Origin of the sequence: Shewanella schlegeliana, from assembly GCF_016765635.1 — a bacterium.
Classification (GTDB): Bacteria; Pseudomonadota; Gammaproteobacteria; order Enterobacterales; family Shewanellaceae; genus Shewanella; species Shewanella schlegeliana.
In genome coordinates this window covers 313,831-335,550 of sequence record NZ_JAESVD010000005.1, presented here as the reverse complement: position 1 = coordinate 335,550, position 21,720 = coordinate 313,831, and the positions used below count along the sequence as shown (strand labels likewise).

The 21,720-nt window shown below is 44.9% G+C and carries 23 protein-coding genes; 20 read left to right on the top strand and 3 right to left on the bottom strand.

The window, feature by feature from the left end; all coding sequences use genetic code 11:
- Window positions 1-27 precede the first annotated feature (27 nt).
- Window positions 28-594: a YajG family lipoprotein gene (locus JMA39_RS10885; RefSeq protein ID WP_202721902.1), complete on the bottom strand. Its 567-nt coding sequence runs from the start codon at window positions 592-594 to the stop codon at window positions 28-30.
- A 227-nt stretch (window positions 595-821) separates the two neighbouring features.
- On the opposite strand from JMA39_RS10885, the gene JMA39_RS10880 reads away from it, so the two are divergent.
- Entirely contained in the window at window positions 822-1,382 is a 561-nt protein-coding gene (locus tag JMA39_RS10880) for a porin family protein (protein ID WP_202721901.1), read from the top strand.
- Window positions 1,383-1,653: 271 nt separating this feature from the next.
- Complete coding sequence (locus JMA39_RS10875) at window positions 1,654-2,718, top strand: DUF2804 domain-containing protein (protein ID WP_202721900.1); 1,065 nt, start codon at window positions 1,654-1,656, stop codon at window positions 2,716-2,718.
- A 109-nt stretch (window positions 2,719-2,827) separates the two neighbouring features.
- On the opposite strand, the gene JMA39_RS10870 is transcribed toward JMA39_RS10875, so the two are convergent.
- A complete protein-coding gene (locus tag JMA39_RS10870; RefSeq protein ID WP_202721960.1) occupies window positions 2,828-4,069 on the bottom strand; it encodes a methyltransferase in 1,242 nt (413 codons plus the stop codon).
- 298 nt (window positions 4,070-4,367) lie between these two features.
- On the opposite strand from JMA39_RS10870, the gene JMA39_RS10865 reads away from it, so the two are divergent.
- The 18 genes from JMA39_RS10865 (at window position 4,368) to dinB (ending at window position 19,866) form a co-directional block, all read left to right on the top strand.
- Window positions 4,368-4,967, top strand: coding sequence for an alpha-ketoglutarate-dependent dioxygenase AlkB family protein (locus tag JMA39_RS10865; RefSeq protein WP_237732788.1), 600 nt, complete (start codon window positions 4,368-4,370; stop codon window positions 4,965-4,967).
- Window positions 4,968-5,089: 122 nt separating this feature from the next.
- Window positions 5,090-5,389, top strand: a complete 300-nt coding sequence (locus tag JMA39_RS10860) for a BolA family protein (protein ID WP_202721899.1) — start codon at window positions 5,090-5,092, stop codon at window positions 5,387-5,389.
- 208 nt (window positions 5,390-5,597) lie between these two features.
- Window positions 5,598-6,101, top strand: a complete 504-nt coding sequence (locus tag JMA39_RS10855) for a TRAP transporter small permease subunit (protein ID WP_202721898.1) — start codon at window positions 5,598-5,600, stop codon at window positions 6,099-6,101.
- Window positions 6,101-7,465: a TRAP transporter large permease gene (locus JMA39_RS10850; protein ID WP_202721897.1), complete on the top strand. Its 1,365-nt coding sequence runs from the start codon at window positions 6,101-6,103 to the stop codon at window positions 7,463-7,465. Before JMA39_RS10855 ends, JMA39_RS10850 begins: the two co-directional genes overlap by 1 nt.
- Window positions 7,466-7,521: 56 nt before the next feature.
- Window positions 7,522-8,619 (top strand): TRAP transporter substrate-binding protein, encoded by a 1,098-nt coding sequence (locus JMA39_RS10845; protein ID WP_202721896.1) that lies wholly within the window; start codon window positions 7,522-7,524, stop codon window positions 8,617-8,619.
- A gap of 48 nt (window positions 8,620-8,667) precedes the next feature.
- A complete protein-coding gene (luxS, locus tag JMA39_RS10840; protein WP_202721895.1) occupies window positions 8,668-9,177 on the top strand; it encodes an S-ribosylhomocysteine lyase in 510 nt (169 codons plus the stop codon).
- 616 nt (window positions 9,178-9,793) lie between these two features.
- Window positions 9,794-11,128 (top strand): Na(+)-translocating NADH-quinone reductase subunit A, encoded by a 1,335-nt coding sequence (locus JMA39_RS10835; RefSeq protein ID WP_202721894.1) that lies wholly within the window; start codon window positions 9,794-9,796, stop codon window positions 11,126-11,128.
- A complete protein-coding gene (locus tag JMA39_RS10830; protein ID WP_202721893.1) occupies window positions 11,128-12,327 on the top strand; it encodes an NADH:ubiquinone reductase (Na(+)-transporting) subunit B in 1,200 nt (399 codons plus the stop codon). Before JMA39_RS10835 ends, JMA39_RS10830 begins: the two co-directional genes overlap by 1 nt.
- Entirely contained in the window at window positions 12,320-13,117 is a 798-nt protein-coding gene (locus tag JMA39_RS10825) for a Na(+)-translocating NADH-quinone reductase subunit C (protein ID WP_202721892.1), read from the top strand. Before JMA39_RS10830 ends, JMA39_RS10825 begins: the two co-directional genes overlap by 8 nt.
- Window positions 13,117-13,749 carry an NADH:ubiquinone reductase (Na(+)-transporting) subunit D gene (locus JMA39_RS10820; protein ID WP_202721891.1) on the top strand — a complete coding sequence of 211 codons (633 nt, stop codon included), beginning with the start codon at window positions 13,117-13,119 and terminating at the stop codon, window positions 13,747-13,749. The genes JMA39_RS10825 and JMA39_RS10820 overlap by 1 nt, the downstream gene beginning before the upstream one ends.
- Before the next feature lie 5 nt (window positions 13,750-13,754).
- Entirely contained in the window at window positions 13,755-14,363 is a 609-nt protein-coding gene (nqrE, locus tag JMA39_RS10815; protein ID WP_202721890.1) for an NADH:ubiquinone reductase (Na(+)-transporting) subunit E, read from the top strand.
- 48 nt (window positions 14,364-14,411) lie between these two features.
- A complete protein-coding gene (nqrF, locus tag JMA39_RS10810; RefSeq protein WP_202721889.1) occupies window positions 14,412-15,659 on the top strand; it encodes an NADH:ubiquinone reductase (Na(+)-transporting) subunit F in 1,248 nt (415 codons plus the stop codon).
- A 29-nt stretch (window positions 15,660-15,688) separates the two neighbouring features.
- Complete coding sequence (locus tag JMA39_RS10805) at window positions 15,689-16,705, top strand: FAD:protein FMN transferase (protein WP_202721888.1); 1,017 nt, start codon at window positions 15,689-15,691, stop codon at window positions 16,703-16,705.
- 12 nt (window positions 16,706-16,717) lie between these two features.
- The gene (gene nqrM / locus JMA39_RS10800) at window positions 16,718-16,939 is read left to right on the top strand and encodes a (Na+)-NQR maturation NqrM (RefSeq protein WP_202721887.1); all 222 of its coding nucleotides are present in this window, start codon (window positions 16,718-16,720) and stop codon (window positions 16,937-16,939) included.
- A gap of 333 nt (window positions 16,940-17,272) precedes the next feature.
- On the top strand, window positions 17,273-17,740 hold the full coding sequence (gene bfr, locus JMA39_RS10795; protein ID WP_202721886.1) for a bacterioferritin: 468 nt from the start codon (window positions 17,273-17,275) through the stop codon (window positions 17,738-17,740).
- A 12-nt stretch (window positions 17,741-17,752) separates the two neighbouring features.
- Window positions 17,753-18,220 carry a bacterioferritin gene (bfr, locus tag JMA39_RS10790; RefSeq protein ID WP_202721885.1) on the top strand — a complete coding sequence of 156 codons (468 nt, stop codon included), beginning with the start codon at window positions 17,753-17,755 and terminating at the stop codon, window positions 18,218-18,220.
- Between the two features lie 213 nt (window positions 18,221-18,433).
- Window positions 18,434-18,661: a hypothetical protein gene (locus JMA39_RS10785; protein ID WP_202721884.1), complete on the top strand. Its 228-nt coding sequence runs from the start codon at window positions 18,434-18,436 to the stop codon at window positions 18,659-18,661.
- 128 nt (window positions 18,662-18,789) lie between these two features.
- Window positions 18,790-19,866, top strand: coding sequence for a DNA polymerase IV (gene dinB, locus JMA39_RS10780; RefSeq protein WP_202721883.1), 1,077 nt, complete (start codon window positions 18,790-18,792; stop codon window positions 19,864-19,866).
- 298 nt (window positions 19,867-20,164) lie between these two features.
- On the opposite strand, the gene JMA39_RS10775 is transcribed toward dinB, so the two are convergent.
- On the bottom strand, window positions 20,165-21,625 hold the full coding sequence (locus tag JMA39_RS10775; protein WP_202721882.1) for an aminoacyl-histidine dipeptidase: 1,461 nt from the start codon (window positions 21,623-21,625) through the stop codon (window positions 20,165-20,167).
- Between the last annotated feature and the right edge of the window lie 95 nt (window positions 21,626-21,720).

Below are 21,720 nucleotides of genomic sequence, written 5' to 3'. Positions count from 1 at the left end.
TTGAATACAGCAAGCCTAGCCAGATATCTATTGTTGAATAAAGGTATTAAGCTCAGGATCATTGATGATATCGCGAGTCAGTTCACCCAATAGTTTATTCATCTCAAGCTCGAGAGTGGCAAAGTCTGCACTGAAAGGCCCTTTTAACAAGCCTTTTGCACGATAGCGCTTAGTGAGTTCTTGATTGGCGTTTTTAGCGATGACATTGATAATAATCTGGCTATTAGCTTCGAATCCAAATGTACCTTCATCGACATCAGTTAACAGTTGCTCTAATTGGAATTGCATATGATTGACTGAACTTGGAGCTATACGATATCCAGCTTGGGTAAAGCCATCTCTAAAGACTTGATCCATCTGTGCTCGTGGTGCCTCACTTGGACTCACCAAGCGTGCAGCTTTATCACCATCATTAAAGCGGACAATAAAGTTGGCTGAGCGGGTATCAATAGTTTCAAGTGCGACAGGAAGTTCCATTTCAGTTTGTTGAGTGATGCTCGGCACCTCAGGGTTTAAGGCTATATGAGACGGACCTTGGCTAGCACAGCCTACAAGCGAAACTGCGGTGGTAATAAGTAAAAGTAAACGTTTCATTGTCACTATAGTTTATCTAATTTTAAGTGCCATCAGCATACCAGAAGATGTTTGTGATTCCAGAGTCTGTGTTAACTTTTGCTAATTTGGCTATTGATTAGCGTTATAAAACCTAGATAGTGTCGACAACGCTATTGTAGTATTGCATCGATATAAGTTATTAACCGTGATTTGTTAAACATGTCGTGTAATACACTACTGTGTATCCAGTGCATTAAGGGATTTATATGCGTATTTTTACTGTGCTTTTTATAGGTTTATTAAGTTGTAACGCTGTTGCTGCAGAGTCTCCTCATATTTTGGGCGGAAGCGTGGGTTACGGTTTTCAAGATTTAGAACAATCTGAAAGTCACAACAGTAGTGGTGGTGATAACTTTGTTGCTGACATTTATTACCGTTACATGTGGCACGATAATTTTGGTATTGAGGCTGGATACTTTGCAGGTAGCGGCGGAGTTGCGAGTATCTTTACTGGAATTATTAGTCGAATTACCGATATTGAGTACTCAGGTTATAGAGCTGCTTTATATGGTGAGTACATGCTATCTAAAAGTAATCGTTTGTATGCAAAGTTAGGTGCTAGTGCAAATGAACTTTCTTACAATGTGGGTCGTTGGGGGAGTGACGAGGTTAACCATATAGAAACGGATGGGACCGACATATATGCTGCCGTTGGCTGGGGCCTTAGGTTTAACTCTGGGATAGGGATTAATATTGAGTATCAATATGTGCCAGTACAAATATTAGAGGTACAGAATCTTAATATTGGCGTGAGTTACCGCTTTTAATTGAGACCGGACTGGTCAATTTCGGATCCAACGGCTTTCAAAACTGCATTCAATACACAGTTTCGGAATAACAGTTTTGAATAAAAGCGCCTTTAAAGGCGCTTTTATCGTTCTAGCTTACTTAATGCTGTTACGGCTTATTGTTGCAAGGTGATTGTCTCAGTCTGGTTTTTGTAGGTTTTATCGAGCTAAGGAAAAATTGAACGGCTTTTAACCTCAGTCAATTCCAGTTAGAGTAAAAGGTGTGACGATGCTCTTGGGAACCTGATTTATGCCAGAAAATAGCCAGCCTTGGACACCAACAATCCTGACCAGTGCTGCAGCACCTAAAAGTCTGATCGATGATACTGGTTGCCCTGTTTATGGCCATTTCGATGGACCCGTCGAGCAGCTAGCCATCGATAAGTTTGCCTACTTTAATGAGATGGATAAGCCTGCATCCTCTTGGTCTAAGCATTTTGACTATAAGCAGTTTCAATTTGTCAGCATAGTAACGCCCCACTTCGTTATAGGGATGGCGATAGCCGATATTCGCTATCTTGGTAACGCATTTTGCTATCTGTATGATATTCATCGAAATAGACTTATTGAGACCCGTTGGCTAAGACCGCTTGGAATGGGCTATCAAATGTCGTCATCCCCCATGCAAGGCGTCACCAAGATAAAAGGCGCTAAGGGTAGGCTTGAGTTTGCTATTGAGCAGGGAATATGGCGAATTAAAATAGCAGCCCTAGGGATTGAGGCCGATTTAACTCTGCACCCTACAGCGCTGAGTTTACCCATGGCGATGTGTAACCCAACGGGTTATAGCGGCTGGACCTATACCCAAAAGCACAATGGCTTAAATGTTAAGGGCAGTCTGGTGATTAACCATGAACCACAGCCCCTGCAGCGTGTTACTGCCGGATATGATTTTAGCGCCGGATACATGCGCCGTGAAACCAGCTGGCGCTGGGCCAGTATTAATAGCTTAACGGAGCAGGGCAGCATTGGGCTTAACTTAGCCGCAGGGGTCAACGAGACGGGGTGCCATGAGAATGCGTTTTGGCATGATGGTGAGCGCCATCTGCTCGGCCCGGTTCATTTTGAGTTTATCCGCCAGCGAGACAGAAACGAGCCTGTGGGGCACTGGCGAGTCTATTCCGATAACGGTCAAGTAGAGCTGATTTTTACAGCGCAAAATTGTCGCCAAGAAAAGCTAAATCTCTGGCTGCTAAAGAGTAACTTTAGGCAATATCTAGGTTTCTTTGACGGTTACATAATCGATAATTTTGGAGACAAGCATCTGTTACAAGCAGTACAGGGCTTAACCGAAGATCATTTTGCGCGCTGGTAGCTCTTGAATGTGAAGTGTAAAGCCATTCACCGTCATCCATAAGCCAGCACCAATAACAAAAAGCCACCTTATTCAAAGGTGGCTTTTTAGTCGCAAAGGCTGCAATAGATTAGGCTTTAGGCTTGCCATATAGCGCGCTCTGAGGATGAGGCGCGTCGGTTTCAGTGCTTGAGTCTATCTCTGGCTCTTGAGCCTTTTTACTGATTTTTTGAGCTTGTAAAATTACAAACTTACCGTTTGATGCCACCGTGGTGCAGTTCTTAAAGATCCGCTGTAACTTGACGTGATAGGCCAAATGACGGTTACCCACAACGTGTAATATTCCACCATTCTTTAAGCGTCTAAAGGCATCTAAAAACATCTGCCATGCGATATGATCGGTAATCGCTTCACCTTGATGGAACGGTGGATTACACAAGACCAGATCTGGGCGGAACCCTTCACTCATATTGGTTAAGCAGTCATCCCAAGCAAAGGTTGCTTGTTCGCCCACAAGCGCCGGATTATCCAACTGGTTCAGTGCCCAGTTTTCTTTAGCTGACGCCACGGCCATCTCTGAGTCATCGATAAAGTGAATATAAGCCTCTGGGAATACCTGCTTAGCGTGTAGTCCCAAAATCCCGTTGCCGCAACCTAAGTCGACAATCGACTTGAAGTTACCCTTTGGCATATTATCCAGCATGATTCTGGCACCAATATCGAGTTTATTGGCGGCAAACACGTTACTGAGGTTGCTGATCTGCAGCTTAAACTCAGGTACCGACCAGATTGTAGCTTTTGGTAATGCCCGAGCCTTGCCATCGCTAATGCAGGTGATAACGCGGGTCTTCTTCCAAGTTAGGCTGGCGCTCGCCGTACCTAAATTTTTCTCGATAGTTTCTAGCAGTGATTTATTGATCGACTTTGCTTTTGCGCCAATTAACACCCGGGTGCCCGCTGGCAATACATGGGAAAGTCGGTTTAGCTGGTGGCTAAAGTAGTTGAGGTTCTTTGGTAACTTCATCAGTACCAATTCAAACCCTCGGGGGAATTCGTCACGGCTATTAACCCAAGTTACCGACTCTTGCGATAAATGGTTATGGCTGAGGTTTTGGCTGGCGCCTAATAAGCTGGTCTTGGCGTCAGTCTCAAATGTGAGCGGCCAGCTTGGGTCGATAGACAATAGCGCCGCAGACAATGCGCCGAAGCTATCGTTAACAACGGCTGTGTTTACGCTGGCTTGCTCGTTATCGATTAGGTATTTAATTAGGTGCTCATCGGCGGCGTCCCACGCCTGCAAGTTAGACTCTTGTTTGCTAGGGTAACGGAAGAGTTCGAGTTCAATACCCGATACTGAAAACTGTGTCGTCATATGCCAATAAGTACCAAATAAATTAGGGCGCATATTATCGCAGATTTCTTATAGCAGGTATATGATGGAGTAGTGATATGTTAAAGGGGGAATTTAGAGGACCAATGTGAGATTAACATTTTTGTGATGCTTATTATTAGTGAAGGACTAAATGATGCAGCAAAAGGGCTTTGATTTTGACATCAACACTGACACCAATACTGACACCAATACGAGCTCTGATTCTGATGAGCGAGCGCAATTTAATACCGCTAGTGCTGTTGGGTCTAGCCCAACAAAGCACGATTCAACATCGAACATGCCAGCCCCGCTAGAGAAGCCGCCTTACACCCTAATCAAAGGTTACCTGAATCTACAGCAGCAACAAGCGCTGATTAATGAATCGCAACATTATGAATTTACGCGGCCGCAAGTCAGCCTATTTGGAAAGAGTCATCCCATTCCCCGTAGCCAAGTTTGGTTTGCCGATGAGGGGTGTGACTACCTCTATTCCGGCCTATTTATTCAGGCGTCGCCTTGGCCCAAGTATGCCCAAAAACTCCGTTTAAAGTTGGCAAGCGATTTTGGTCTTATCGCCAATGGTGTACTGGTGAATCGATATGCAGACGGCAATGAGTCAATGGGGTGGCACAGTGATGATGAGCCAGAGATTGACTCGGGCTCAGATATTGCTTCGGTGACGCTCGGTGCGAGTCGAGACTTTTTTATTCGTCATAAAACCACTCGGCAAAAGGTGTGTTTACATCTTGATAGTGGGGACTTACTTATTATGCATTGGCCGATGCAATCGCAGTGGGAGCACTCGCTGCCGAGGCGTCTCAAAGAGAAGCAAGCACGGTTTAACTACACCTTTAGGCGCTTAATCGTTGGTTTTCATCAGGGGAGAGCTCGCGAATAAAGCTAAGTGCTGCAGCTTTAGCTTTTTTGAACCTATAAAGGTTGAGGCCTCATAAGTTGATCTTTGTAGACTATCGCAGTAATCTGCCGCAGTCGCATTTATGCCTTATTGAGAACATCGTTATGTCAGTTGAACAGATCATTACCGAAAAACTCACCGCCGCACTGTCACCATCTCATCTTGAAGTGATCAACGAGAGTCAGAATCACCACGTGCCACCAAACTCAGAGACTCACTTTAAAGTGATCATCACCAGCAGTGAATTTGAGGGTAAACGTCTTATTGGTCGTCACCGAGCTGTAAATGAAGCGTTAGCAGAAGAGTTTGCTAAAGGCCTACATGCACTTTCAATGCACACCTATACACCAGAAGAATGGGCTGTAGAGGTTGATGTGCCAGCTTCACCTAAGTGCAAGGGTTAAACTGCCAAGACCCGTTTATTAGGCCGCACTAAAGGCCCTCCTTATTTAGGTCATTATCCCCATCAGGGTGAGAATTAAAGCCACGGTATTAATTGCTGTGGCTTTTTAGTATCAGATCCGAGGACCCGTATCATTTCTTGAGTTGTGTATCATTGTTGTTATTTTTCTGTTATCAATAATTTATATTTGGTTCTGGCCGTACTTGTTGATGATAAAGCTGCTTGAGAATTTTACAGAAACCCTAGGGCGCTGCATAAGTTGGTTTACCCTGTTTATGGTGGTCATTACCTTGTTGGTGGTGATTTTAAGGTATGTATTTAATATTGGTGCGACAGCACTTCAAGAAACGGCTCTGTATCTGCACGGTGCGCTGTTTACCTTAGCCGCAGGATATACCCTAAAGCATGACTCCCATGTTCGAGTGGATATCTTTTATCGGCGCTTTTCTGACAAAGGCCGACACTGGGTCGATTTTCTCGGCACGTTACTGTTTCTTTTTCCCGTATCGCTATTTATAGCCTATATGAGTTTCGACTATGTCATGGCTTCTTGGCGCTATGGCGAGACGTCAGTCGAGGCGGGGGGGCTTGCCTTTGTTTATCTGCAAAAATCCCTTTTACTACTGTTACCTATAAGTCTTATGTTGCAAGGAATTGTTGACTTGGCTCGTCATGGTAAGGCGCTATTTTTATCTCCTCGAGAGGTAAAATAGTGGCTATCTTACTCTTTGTCACCGTTTGTCTCGTCTTGATGCTTGGTTACCCGGTGGCGCTCACCTTGGCGGGCGTCGCACTGATGTTTGCAGGTATAGGTCAGTTCATCGGGCTATTCGATGCCACGCTGCTTGGCGCGCTACCTAACCGACTGTTTGGTATTATTAATAATTCGATTCTAATGGCGGTGCCGCTGTTTGTCTTTATGGGGGTGGTGCTTGAAAAGTCAAAGGTGGCGGAGCAACTATTAATCAGTATGGCTGAGCTGTTTGGTCGCTTTCGTGGTGGTCTTATCTTCAGTGTGTTTTTTGTCGGTATGTTGCTGGCGGCAAGTACTGGAATCGTTGGGGCAACGGTCGTGACTATGGGGCTGATGTCGCTGCCGACCCTATTGAAGAGGGGCTATGATCCAGCCTTTAGTGCAGGGGCTATCTGCGCGACGGGTACCTTAGGGCAGATTATTCCGCCATCGATAGCCCTAGTGTTACTTGGCGACGTGCTATCTAACGCCTACCAGCAAGCGCAATTAGAGATGGGGATCTTTAGTCCAAAGTCGGTATCGGTTGGCGACCTGTTTGCTGGCGCTATCGTGCCAGGACTGTTGCTGTTGGGGATGTACTGCCTATATACCCTCATATTAATTAAGTTAAAGCCCGATAGTTTTCCCAAGCCAACACAGATTCAGCCTGTAAATCTCAGTTTTATCCTGCGGATCCTTAATGCCTTAATACCGCCACTAGTGCTTATTTTCTTGGTACTGGGCTCAATTTTATTTGGTGTGGCAACGCCAACTGAGGCTGCATCTGTGGGGGCATTTGGTGCGTTAGTGATTGCGATGAGTAAAAAACAGTTGCAGTTAGCCGTGCTTAAAGAGGTGATGATAAGCACGGTTAAAGTGACCTCTATGGTGTTTTTGATCTTAATTGGCGCATCTATATTTTCTTTGGTGTTTCGTGGCTTAGGCGGTGAAGAGCTAATCCATCAGCTGTTTACCAATATGCCGGGTGGGGTCATAGGTGCGACGCTATTAGTGATGTTGGTGATCTTTCTTTTGGGCTTCATTCTGGATTTTATCGAAATAACCTTCGTTGTTGTGCCTCTCGTCGCTCCCATTTTGCTTGCGATGGGCTTAGACCCCATTTGGCTTGGAATAATGATAGCGGTCAATCTACAGACCTCATTTTTGACTCCGCCTTTTGGCTTCGCCCTATTTTATCTGCGTGGGGTGACCAAAGAGCTACTCAGTAGCGCTCAGATCTATCGTGGCGTTCTGCCCTTTGTATTGATGCAGCTCTTGTTGCTGTTACTGTTAAGTATTTGGCCTGCACTCATCACTTGGTTGCCAGCCCAGATTTATGGCTAAGTTTTATTATAGAGATAAGGATAATCGTGACTTATGAAAGTAAAGGAGATACTGCTATGAGATTTTTACTTGGGATGCTGTTTACACTCTTGGTCTCATTGTTAGGCGGCTGCCAACAGGAGTCCGGCGACACACACACAAGTGTCGTGAATGCTACTGAAGTTAAACCGATAGAGTGGAAGTTGGTGACCTCATGGCCGAAGAATTTTCCTGGGTTAGGCATGGCTCCCGAGCGCTTTGCCCAGCTGGTGACGCAGATGTCAAACGGCCGACTTAAGATCAAGGTCTACGGCGCTGGAGAGCTCATGCCTGCATTTGAAGTCTTCGATGCTGTCAGCCAAGGCACGGTGCAGATGGGCCATAGTGCAGCCTATTACTGGAAAGGTAAGGTACCCGCGGCGCAGTTTTTTAGTTCGATTCCATTTGGATTAAATGCTCAGGAGATGAATAGTTGGCTGACCTATGGTGGGGGCATGGATCTGTGGCAGGAGTTGTACCAGCCTTTTGGGATCATGCCACTTGCGGGTGGCAATACTGGCGTGCAGATGGGCGGGTGGTTTAATAAAGAGATTAACTCGATGGCGGATCTGAAAGGCCTTAAGATGCGTCTGCCTGGCCTCGGTGGTGAAGTGCTTAAAAAAGCGGGTGGTGTGCCAGTAACCTTGCCAGGCCGTGAGCTGTATACCGCGCTACAAACAGGAGCCATTGATGCCACAGAGTGGGTGGGGCCTTTTAATGATTTAGCCTTTGGCTTACATAAGGCGGCCAAGTTTTATTATTATCCGGGGTGGCATGAGCCAGGAACGACTTTAGAGTTTCTTGTTAATCAGAAAGTTTTCAATGCTTTGCCAGCCGATCTACAAGCCATAGTGAAAGTGGCTGCGAAAGCGGTTAATCAAGATATGTTAGATGAGTACACCACCCGTCATATCGCTGCCCTCGAGTCTTTAGTCAATGATCACGGCGTGATTATCAAACCGTTCCCCGATGAAGTGATGGCTACGCTTGCCGTTTTATCTAAGCAAGTGATAGCCGAGCAGTCTAAGCAGAATGCGGCTATGAAAAAAGTTTATGATGCATATGTTGACTACGAAGCGGGGGTACGTAAGTATCACTTAATCTCAGAAGATGCTTACAGTCGATTTAGGCAGTAACTTAACCCATGCTCATAAGCACGTTAGAGCGAATTTGGAGAAATGAATATGCCGTTATTAGATAGTTTTACCGTTGACCATACTCGAATGAATGCGCCTGCGGTTCGTGTCGCTAAAACCATGGCGACGCCTAAAGGCGATACGATAACGGTATTTGATTTGCGTTTTTGCGCGCCTAACAAAGAGATCTTGAGTGAGCGTGGTATCCATACTTTAGAGCATCTGTTTGCTGGCTTTATGCGTGATCACCTTAACGGAGATAGCATTGAGATCATCGATATCTCTCCTATGGGGTGTCGTACAGGCTTCTATATGTGCCTTATCGGTTCGCCGAGCGAATCTGTGGTAGCCGATGCTTGGCTTGCTGCCATGCAAGATGTGCTTAAGGTTGCTGCGCAATCAGATATTCCCGAGCTTAACGAATATCAGTGTGGTACCTGTGAGATGCACTCGCTCGAGCAAGCAAAAGAGATTGCCCGTAATGTCATCTCTGCGGGGGTTAATGTGAATCGCAACGATGAGTTAGCGTTAAGTGCTGAGATCTTAAACGGCCTATAAGTGCTCATATAGGCAAAAGTCTATTAACAATAAAACGGCTACGGCCGTTTTTTGTTGTACTAGAGAGCACTCTTTCACCGACTTTTAGTGCAAATTTCATTGAGAAGCTTATTTATAGCGATCTAACTCAATGAGAAATAACATTAGAATATTGAGTTGTTAATCAATTGTTGCTACTCAAAGGGCGTGCTAAATTGCTTTTTTAACAGACGAAAATCTTCGTGAGCGAGATCTTGTTAGGTTAAATAGTGTGCAGTTGGAAATAATCGGATTTTTTATTATTTGATGTAATCTTTCTGCTGCTATAATGAGGTCAAAGTTAATTAACCCCTTTAATTGTATGGGGAATGTGGCCTGTAGCTATATTCGAAAACTCTTAATCTCTTCATCTATCTTGCTAGTTTGTAATCAAAACGTACGCAAGCTTTCAAAACAGACACAATTTTCATGGCTACCTTGTGATATTTGCGGTAAAATGCGCGCGACTAGCGTGATTGCTGTCGCATTTCCGTGATAAATCTGCGCTAGCTCAACACGTTAATGGTTTGTTTTAAACTTGTGTGTTTAGCAGGAACGCGGCGCATTGTCTTTCCTTCATAACGTAGTGCTTGTGGATATGATTACAATAAAGAAAGGATTGGACCTGCCTATAGCAGGCGGGCCAGAGCAAGTTATCCATGATGGCCCTGCCATCAAACACGTAGCTACTTTGGGTGAAGAGTATATCGGCTTACGTCCTACCATGAAAATTAAGGTGGGAGACAAAGTTAAGAAAGGTCAGGTTATTTTTGAAGATAAAAAGAACCCTGGCGTGATATATACTGCTTTAGCCAGTGGCATAATTTCCGAAGTTAACCGGGGCGCTCAACGTGTTCTGCAGTCTGTTGTTATAGATGTAGAAGGGGATGAATCTATCTCTTTCGCTAAATATGACGCCACTGCAATCGATACAGTTGAACCGAAGCAAGTACGTGACAACCTGATCCAGTCAGGCTTGTGGACGGCTTTGCGTACACGCCCTTTCAGTCGAGTACCCGCAGTTGACTCTGTCGCCGCTGGTATTTTCGTCACCGCGATTGATACGCAACCGCTAGCAGCCGACCCTGCTATCGTGATTGCTGAGCACAAAGCAGATTTTGAGAATGGCTTAAAGCTTCTTTCTAAGCTAACAGAAGGTAAGGTTTACCTTTGTAAGGCACCTGGTGCTGATATTCCCGCTGCTAATGCTCAAGTTGAAGAGTTTGCTGGTTTGCATCCTGCAGGATTGCCTGGCACACACATTCACTATCTACTGCCAGCCTCTGCTAACAGAACGGTATGGCATATCAACTATCAAGACGTAATCGCTATCGGTCAGCTTTTTGTGACTGGTGAGCTAAATACGCAACGTGTAGTGGCTATTGCTGGCCCTAAAGCGCTTAAGCCTCGTCTAGTTCGTACCCAAATGGGTGCTTCTATGGCGCAATTGACTGACGGCGAAGTGGCACAAGGCAATATCCGTTGTATTTCCGGTTCAGTTTTAAATGGCCGCAATGCAACTGGACCACATGCTTATCTTGGTCGTTACCATAATCAAGTGAGTTTGTTGGAAGAGGGCACAGAGAAAGAGTTTATTGGCTGGGCGATGCCTGGTGCTCAAAAGTTCTCAATCACTCGTGCATTCTTAGGCCATCTTTCATCTTCTCGCATGTTTAACATGACTACGAGCACTGGTGGCTCAGATCGCGCCATGGTACCTATCGGTAGCTATGAGCGTGTTATGCCGCTAGATATTCTTCCTACCATGCTACTTCGTGACCTTGTTTCTGGCGACTATGATGGCGCAGCAACTTTAGGTGCACTGGAGTTAGATGAAGAAGATTTAGCACTGTGTACTTTCGTATGTCCTGGTAAATATGATTATGCATCATATCTACGTGACTGCTTAGATACGATAGTGAGGGAAGGCTAATGGGCTTAAAACAGTTTTTCGAGAATATTGAACCGCAATTTGAAAAAGGCGGAAAATACGAGAAGTTTTATGCGCTTTTTGAAGCGGCATACACTGTCTTTTACACTCCAGGTCTGGTGAACAAGGGACGTACCCATGTTCGTGATAACTTAGACCTAAAACGTATGATGATCATGGTTTGGGCTTGTGCATTCCCTGCGATGTTTGTAGGTATGTATAACGTAGGTCTTCAGGCGCAAGAAGCACTTGCTGCTGGCTTCTCTACTCCAGACACATGGCAAGTCGCCCTATTTGGGTTATTTGGTACGGAATTGACCGCAAGCTCAGGTATTGCCGCGTTGATGTGGTACGGTGCCTGTTGGTTCCTGCCCATCTATGCTGTGACATTCGCTGTCGGTGGTTTTTGGGAAGTCTTGTTCGCCTCCGTCCGTGGTCATGAAGTAAACGAAGGCTTCTTCGTTACCTCAATTCTTTTTGCTTTGACACTGCCTGCGACCATTCCTTTATGGATGGTAGCCTTAGGTATCACCTTTGGTGTGGTTGTCGCGAAAGAGATCTTCGGTGGTACAGGACGTAACTTCCTAAACCCTGCACTGGCTGGTCGAGCATTCCTCTTCTTTGCTTACCCGCTAAACATGTCTGGTGACACCACTTGGGTTGTTGCTGACGGCTTCTCTGGTGCTACTGCACTGAGTCAAGCGGCGCAAGGCACACTGGAGTACGGACTAACGGCAGACTGGTGGGACGCTTTCTTCGGTTTCATTCCTGGTTCTGTTGGTGAAGTCTCTACGCTGGCTATCTTGATTGGTGGCGCGGTTATCATCTACACCCGTATCGCATCATGGCGCATCGTTGGTGGTGTGATGGTCGGTATGATTGCTGTTTCTTACCTACTTAACTTTATCGGTAGTGACACGAATCCAATGTTTGCAATGCCTTGGTACTGGCACCTTGTATTAGGTGGCTTTGCGTTCGGTATGATGTTTATGGCGACAGACCCGGTATCGGCGTCTTTCACTAATAACGCGAAATGGGCTTACGGTATTCTTATTGGTGCTATGGCCATTTTCATTCGTGTTATCAACCCTGCTTTCCCTGAAGGCATGATGTTGGCCATCTTGTTCGCTAACCTATTTGCTCCATTATTTGACCATTTCGTGGTTCAGTCGAATATCAAGCGGAGGATTGCTCGTGGCTAGTAATAAAGATTCATTCGGAAGAACAATTTTTGTTGTTGTAGGCTTGTGCTTTATCTGCTCTATGTTCGTTTCGACAGCTGCAGTTTTGTTGAAACCGATTCAGCAGGAAAACAAGCTTCTCGATAAGCAAAAATACATCCTAGAAGCGGCAAATTTGATTTCGACTAAAGATGGCGATGTGTCTAAGGCTGACATCTTGGCACTTTACGACAAACATGTTGAAGCAAAAGTGGTTTCACTGAGTACCGGTGATTTTGTTGAAGGTGTTGATGGCAACACGTTTGATATGAAAAAAGCCGCTCGAGATCCTAAATCATCTTTTGTGCCTAAAAATGATATCGCGTCAGTAAAGCGTGTTGCTAATGATGCTGTTGTCTATTTGGTTAAAGACGATGCTGGTCATCTGGTTAGCGTTATTTTACCGATTAAAGGCTATGGTCTGTGGTCAACGATGTATGCATTTTTAGCATTGGATCCAGATCTGAATAGCATTCAAAACTTAGTTTATTACGACTTTTCTGGTGCAGGTGAAACACCTGGTCTAGGCGGTGAAGTACAAAACCCACAATGGGTTGCTAAGTGGCAAGGTAAAAAGTTATATAACGATAAGGGCGAGTTGGCGATTACTATCACTAAAAACCCAGCTATTGCGGAAACTGTTTATGGTGTTGATGCCCTTTCAGGTGCAACATTAACCAGTAACGGTGTGCAGTATTCGCTGGAGTTTTGGTTAGGTAATGAAGGCTTTGCACGCTTCATCGACAAAGCTCGTAATGGAGGACTTAGCTAATGGCTGATGCTAAAGAACTTAAACAGGTTCTAATCGGACCTATCCTCAGCAATAACCCGATTGCTCTACAAATTTTGGGTGTATGTAGTGCCTTGGCTGTAACCAGTAAGATGGAAACAGCATTGGTAATGACGATTGCACTTACAGCAGTATGTGCTCTGTCAAATCTATTTATCTCATTAATTCGTAATCACATTCCAAGCAGCGTACGTATTATCGTACAGATGACGATTATTGCGTCATTGGTAATCGTGGTTGACCAAGTACTGCAAGCTTACGCTTATGATGTTGCTAAGCAACTATCGGTATTTGTTGGCTTGATTATTACTAACTGTATCGTAATGGGCCGTGCTGAAGCCTATGCAATGAAGACTCCTCCTATGATGAGCTTCATGGACGGTATCGGTAATGGTCTTGGTTACGGTGCAATCTTGTTATCAGTTGGCTTCGTACGTGAATTGTTTGGTAATGGTTCATTATTCGGCGTTGAAATCTTGAGCAAGGTTTCAGACGGTGGCTGGTATCAGCCTAACGGTCTATTGCTTCTGCCTCCTAGTGCGTTCTTCTTGATCGGTGCATTGATCTGGATTATTCGTGTGATGAAGCCAGAGCAAGTTGAAGCGAAAGGATAAGCATAATGGAACATTATATTAGTCTATTAATTCGTTCTGTTTTCATTGAAAACATGGCGCTATCCTTTTTCCTTGGTATGTGTACTTTTCTTGCGGTATCGAAGAAAGTAAAAACCGCCATGGGTCTGGGTGTTGCAGTTATCGTGGTACTGGCTATCTCAGTTCCAGTTAACCAAATTATTTATCAAAGTTTACTCGCTCCAGGTGCATTAGCTTGGGCTGGTGTTCCGGATGCTGACTTGAGCTTCTTGAAGTTCATTACCTTTATCGGTGTGATTGCGGCTTTGGTTCAGATCCTTGAGATGACATTAGATAAGTATTTCCCACCACTATACAATGCGTTGGGGATTTTCTTACCGCTAATCACTGTAAACTGTGCGATTTTTGGTGCGGTATCTTTCATGGTTGAGCGTGACTACAACCTAGGTGAAAGCTTGGTGTTTGGCATAGGTTCTGGTATCGGTTGGGCATTAGCACTCGTGCTACTGGCTGGTATCCGTGAAAAGTTGAAATATGCTGATGTTCCTGATGGGCTGCGCGGTCTCGGTATCACTTTTGTGACTGCAGGTTTGATGGCTCTAGGTTTCATGTCGTTTTCTGGAGTGTCTCTGTAATAGAGACACCATAACGACGTCTTAATTTGAACCTTTAAGGATAAGTTAATGGGTATTCTTGAATCTACACCAATCGATGTATATCTCGGTGTGAGTATGTTTACCGCGATTGTATTGATTTTGGTTTTGGTCATCTTGTTTGCCAAATCAAAGTTAGTACCAAGTGGTGATGTCACAATCGGCATCAACGATGATGCAGATAAAGCAATTAAAACAGCTGCAGGTGGAAAGCTACTAGGCGCTTTAGCAGAGAACGGGATTTTCGTTTCGTCTGCATGTGGTGGTGGCGGTACTTGTGGTCAGTGTAAAGTACACGTTAAATCAGGTGGTGGTGATATTCTACCAACTGAGATGGATCATATTACTAAAGGGGAAGCTCGTGGCGGTTGTCGTTTATCTTGTCAGGTAAACGTAAAATCGGACATGGAGATTGAACTTGAAGAAGAGATCTTTGGTGTTAAAAAGTGGGAATGTACAGTTATCTCAAACGATAGCAAAGCCACCTTCATTAAAGAGCTTAAGCTTCAAATCCCTGATGGTGATTCAGTTCCTTTCCGTGCTGGTGGTTATATTCAGATTGAAGCCCCTGCGCACCATGTAAAATATGCAGACTACGATATTCCTGCTGAATACCGTGGTGATTGGGAACACTTTGGCTTCTTCAAGCTAGAATCTCAGGTTGATGATGACACAATCCGTGCTTACTCGATGGCGAACTATCCTTTAGAGGAAGGGATCATCATGTTAAACGTACGTATTGCGACACCACCCCCACGCAATTTGTCTCTGCCTTGTGGTAAGATGTCTTCGTACATCTTTAGCCTAAAAGCGGGTGATAAGGTGACGATTTCTGGTCCATTTGGTGAATTCTTCGCTAAAGATACCGATGCCGAAATGGTGTTCATCGGTGGTGGTGCTGGTATGGCGCCAATGCGCTCTCATATCTTCGACCAACTTAAGCGTCTTAAGTCTAAGCGCAAGATGAGTTTCTGGTATGGTGCACGTTCGAGCCGTGAAATGTTCTATGTTGAAGATTTTGATGGCCTAGCGGCAGAGAATGATAACTTCCAATGGCATGTTGCTCTTTCTGATCCTCAGCCTGAAGACAACTGGACCGGATACACAGGCTTTATTCATAACGTATTGTATGAGAACTACTTGCGTGATCATGAAGCACCTGAAGATTGTGAGTATTACATGTGTGGCCCGCCAATGATGAACGCTGCCGTAATCGGTATGCTGAAAGACCTTGGTGTCGAAGATGAAAACATCCTATTGGATGACTTCGGTGGCTAACCTCTCGCTTATTGGAGATCTAGGTCAAAATGGTTAAGACCTTAGTAAATTGGCTGGCCCTTATCGGGTTAGCCTTTTTTATTTCAGGTTGTTCTAAACAAGCTGAAGTGATTTCACTGTCTGGCAACACTATGGGGACGACTTATCATATTAAGGTCGTGCCTAATGAAACGATGCCTGACCCCCACTTATTGCAAGCTGAGATCGATTTAGCCCTTGAAAAGGTTAACGATCAGATGTCGACATATCGTCCTGATTCAGAGTTATCTCAGTTTAATCAGATGACCCGCCCAGAGCGAATGCAAGTATCGGCCGATACCGCGACCGTCATTGAGGAAGGTATCGAGCTTTACAAAAAAACAGATGGAGCTCTGGATATCACCCTAGGTCCTATCGTTAACTTATGGGGTTTTGGTCCCGATAAGCGCCCAACGCAGATCCCTTCGCAGCAAGAGATCGATACAGCAATGGATCGCACAGGAATTGAAGCAATAGAGGTCGATGGTAATAGGATCAGTAAGCAGAATCCTGACATCTATGTGGATCTCTCGTCTATCGCGAAAGGCTTTGGTGTCGATAAAGTCGCAGCACTGCTAGATAAGTACCACCCTACTGGCTATCTTGTTGAGATTGGTGGCGAAATTAGTCTTCGAGGCACTAAAGCCGATGGTTCACTATGGCGTATCGCAATAGAGCAGCCATCAGATTCAGGTACCGCAGTACAACAGGTCATTTCACCTAAGAACATGGCGATGGCCACATCGGGCGATTATCGGAATTATTATGAAGAGGACGGACAGCGCTTTTCTCACTTGATTGACCCGCGTACGGGATACCCGATAAATCATCGATTGGCTTCGGTTACTGTACTGCACCCTGAATCAATGGTTGCAGATGGCTACGCAACAGCCATGATGGTGTTGGGCACAAAAGCATCATTAGAACTTGCTAAACGTGAGCATCTAGCGATAATGCTAATTGAAAAGCAAGATGACGGCTTTAAGGTTTTCTATAGCGAAGCCTTCAAACCTTTCGTTACTCAGTAGTTGGAGACGAATATGAGCACATTTATTGCGGCATTTGTCGTATTACTGGCATTCTTTTTCTTAATGTCGATCGGTTATTTACTTAAGAAGAAAGCAGTGGCTGGCAGCTGTGGTGGCCTAGGTGCACTCGGAATCGAGAAAGCCTGTGATTGTGACGACCCTTGCGATAAACGTAAGGCCAAAATGGCTGAACAAGAACGTCGTGAAAAATTAGAGCAGAATCGTATTATTTAGCTCGTTTACTCGGCGCAGATTAAGGCTCCTTTTAGGAGCCTTTTTTATATCAATTTTCACTAAATCTCGCGTTTATTACTGCTTGAGCTAATATCCCGCCCCCGCTTGGGCTTCTAACCTGTCTATTTTAATTGTGACTTTCATTACTAATTGCTTAGTTTCCTTACATAATTAACTGATTTGTCCGCACCAATTACCAAGTGGAAAATATAGTGCTAATGATAATTATTTTCTTTATTAAGGTTTTGAAATATAAAGTTTATTTGAATTTGGGTGTTTTTTGTTCTAGGTTGTGAATATTGATATAGATCAATTTTTACTAAGGATGAACAGATGAAAGGACAACCTAAGGTCATTAGTCAGCTTAACAAGGTGCTGACCAGCGAGCTTACCGCGATTAATCAGTATTTTCTCCACGCGCGCATGTACAAAAATTGGGGATTAGGTGAGCTAGACGAGAAGGCTTACAAGAAATCGATTCAAGATATGAAGCATGCTGACAAGTTGATTGAGCGGGTGTTGTTTCTTGAAGGTCTGCCGAATTTGCAGCAGCTCGACAAAATTCGTATTGGCGAGCATAGCCAAGAGATGCTTGAGTGTGACAAGGTGATGCTCGAGGAGGAGTTACAGTTACTTCGCGAGGCAATAGCTTTATGTGAACTAGAGGCCGATTATGTCAGCCGAGACATTCTCGAAGACCTGTTAGAAGATGAAGAGGAGCACTTAGATTGGCTCGAAGCTCAGTTAGAGCTTATTTCACTGATGGGCATTCAAAACTACTTGCAGTCAAAGATGAGCTAACTGGAGGCTAACATGAAAGGTAACCAAGAAGTCATAGATACTCTGAATAAACTACTCACTGGTGAGCTGTCTGCAATGGATCAATATTTTGTTCATGGTTTGATGTATGAAGATTGGGGGCTTAATGAGTTACATGAGCGGATCTCTCATGAGTCAGATGATGAAAGAGAGCACGCGAAGAAGTTAGTACAGCGTATTTTGTTCCTTGAAGGCACACCCGATGTGGCGAGCAGAGAACCGCTTAATATTGGTAAAGATACAGAGCAGATGCTTAAGAATGACTTAGCTTATGAGTATCAAGTCGCCGATAACTTACGCAGTGCGATAGCGCTTTGTGAGCAAAAAAGTGATTATGAGAGTCGAGAGATCTTAGAGGTCTTGCTCGAGGAGACTGAGTCTGATCATATGTATTGGCTCGAGAAGCAGCTTGGATTGATTGACAAAGTCGGTTTACAAAATTATCTACAGAGCAAAATGTAGAGTCATACAATAATGAATAAAAAGAGGCGCTAAATGCGCCTCTTTTTTATTTCCTCTATAGCCAAATTGTCACTTTACAAATTGCTTATACAGCTTGTATTCAGCCGGTTTGAGTTAGTCTGATGATAGCGTTATCGATGTTAACGGCAGTGATTTGAATACACTGTGCCGTTATGAGTCTTAAATATCTATTTGACAGTGGGGGAGCAGGCTATGTTGACGATAGCGAAAGCAGAGCAGATTTGCCTTAGTGTCGATAATCAGTTTCAGATTGACTACCTGCTTGATTATATCGAGCGCCGTGAGGCGCAGATTTGTGATGACCAGCTTATAGCGGCAGCGAGGCAGAGCTTCTCTGCTCACATAAAGCCTTCATCCATTCTATCTGCAGAAGAGCTGACGATGCTCAGTCAGCTATTTTACCGCGAGCCTAAAATGTAAATCATATTTTAGAATAATTACTTAGCGTTTTTACTCACCGCCAATTTCAAAAGTTAGCATTTGATCTGTGTGCTTTATATTGAATACTGTTTTTATATACAGTAATATTCTTTTCGGAGGATATGGGCTTGCAAAAAATTATTCATGTAGACATGGATTGCTTCTACGCCGCAGTGGAGATGCGTGATTTTCCCGAACTAAGAGGCAAACCGATAGCCGTCGGTGGACGCAGCGATCGCCGCGGGGTGATCAGTACCTGTAACTATGAGGCGCGCCAATTTGGTGTGCGCTCGGCGATGGCATCAGGTTACGCATTAAAGCTGTGCCCCAACTTGATTTTGGTTCCAGGGCGTATGCAGGTCTATAAAGAGGTATCGAGCCAGATCAGAGCGGTATTTGAGCGCTACACCGACCTAATCGAGCCACTATCGCTAGATGAAGCCTACCTAGATGTAACCGACAGCTGCCATTGCAAGGGCTCTGCAACCTTAATCGCCGAGGCCATTCGGGCCGATATCTTGGCCGAAACGGGTCTGACCGCATCGGCAGGCATCGCACCGGTGAAGTTTTTGGCCAAGATAGCTTCCGATCTTAATAAACCCAATGGACAGTATGTGATTCGACCGGACATGATTGATGAGTTTGTTAAAACTCTCCCCTTGATAAAAATACCTGGCGTGGGCAAGGTCACTGCCAAAAAGCTAGCAGAGTTGGGGCTGCATACCTGTAGCGATATTCAGGCTTACCCTGAGCCTAAGCTGATTGAACGTTTTGGAAAATTCGGTAGCGTGCTGATTGAGCGGTCCAAAGGGGTCGACAAACGAGGTATTTCACCTAACCGAGAGCGAAAGTCTGTAGGGGTTGAAACCACCTTGGCAAAAGATATTCACACACTGGAGCAGTGTAGGGCCGTGATGCCGCAACTGATTCAGGAGCTGGCAGCCCGTGTGAACCGCAGCGCAAAGGATAGGGTGATCAATAAGCAAGTGGTTAAACTTAAGTTTGAAGACTTTAAGCAGACGACGATAGAGCATAGAAGTGATGAAATATCAGTAAACTTATTTTACCAGCTGCTTGAACAAGCGATGGAGAGACAGCATGAACGAGGGATCCGCCTCTTGGGAGTTTCCGTTGGACTCGCCTCTAATAGCGTTGTTTCGGATCAGGCAGATGTGGATAGCTCGCAGATGGATTTAGGCTTTTAGGCGTGTTGTCGTTAAGTGATACTTAGATATTAAAAAGGCCGCTAATTTGCGGCCTTTTGGGTTTTAGTTTGGTGTTAACTGCGGGACTAGCCTTTGACTGGAGTACGTTCCAGTACAGCTAATAACAGCTTCCAGTATTGATCTACTGTAGTGATGCTAACTTTTTCATCTGGGTTCTTGTTTTGGTAAAGTGGATAACGAATGGCTTTGGGCCAGAACGGTAATCGGTCCCCTAACTTCTGCTAGAAATAATAAAGGCCACTTATTGCTAAGTGGCCTTTTGACTATTCAAGGTTGATTAGCCTTTGACTGGAGTACGTTCCAGTACAGCTAATAACAGCTTCCAGTATTGATCTACTGTAGTGATGTTAACCTTTTCATCAGGGCTGTGTGGGTAACGAATCGTTGGACCAATAGAGACCATATCCATCTCTGGGTAAGGCTTCTTAAATAGACCACATTCAAGACCTGCGTGGATCACCATGATGGTCGGCTCTTTGTTATAAATTGCCTCATAGGTTTCACGCACGCTTGCCATTACTGGTGAGCTATTATCTGGCTTCCAACCAGGGTAGGCGCCGCTAAACTCAACGTTTGCACCTGCAAGGTTTGCCAGCGAGCTTAAAACGCCTTCAATCTCTTCACGGCCTGAGTCGATAAGTGAGCGGATCAGACAAAGAATTTGTACACCATTGTCTTCGGTGCTGATCACGCCAACGTTAAGCGAGGTTTCTGTCACACCTTTTACTTCGTCACTCATGCGAATCACGCCGTTAGGGCAAGCATTAAGCAGATCAATTAAGATCTGTTGTGACTCTTCACTCATCACCTGCATCTGCGCTGGGATCTCTTCCAGTGTGAGCACAGTATCTGGGTCGGCAATCGCTAACTCTTCACGCACTAATGCTTGGAACTGTGTCGCTCGCTCTTGCAGTAGCGCTATGTTTTCAGCGGGTAGCATAAAGCTTACTTCCGCTTCGCGAGGAATAGCATTACGTAGTGAGCCGCCAGTAAATTGCGTTAGCTCAATCGCAAGCTCATCACCGTGAGTAAACAGGAAACGAGCCAAAAGCTTGTTAGCGTTGCCACGACCTAAATGAATGTTAACTCCTGAGTGACCACCTTTTAGGCCTGAGATCGACAGCTTATAACTGGCATTAGTCGGCTCTGGAGATTGCCAAACCATAGGCACGCTAAGCTGCGCATCGACGCCGCCAGCACAGCCCATGTAGATCTCGCCTTCCTGCTCAGAGTCGGTATTGATTAGGATCTCAGCATCTAGCATGCCAGCTTCTAAGCCGAAAGCACCTGTCATGCCTGCTTCTTCGTCAATTGTCAGCAGCACTTCTAGTGGGCCGTGAGGAATATCATTGGCGCCGAGAATCGCTAGCGCAGAAGCCATACCAATACCGTTATCGGCACCTAACGTTGTGCCTTTGGCTTTAACCCAGTCGCCATCGACATAGGCTTCAATTGGGTCTTTCTCAAAGTCATGAACTTTGTCTGCATTTTTCTGTGGCACCATGTCGATATGCGCTTGCAGCACGACAGTTTTACGGTTTTCCATGCCAGCGGTAGCCGGTTTCTTAATGATCAGGTTACCGACTTTGTCTTCAACGACACTCAGTTGTTTATCTTTAGCCCAAGCTTGAATATGAGCACTCAAAGCTTGCTCGTGTTTAGATGGATGCGGAATGGCACAGATCTGTTCGAACCATTGCCAGAGTGCTTGTGGTTGTAACTGACTTAGAGTGGTCACTTAAAAATCCCCTATTCGAGTAATGTCTATAGCAGCGCAGCTGCCATTAAGGCAGAAATTGCAGACAGTCTAGCATAGTCTTAGTGCGCAGCAGA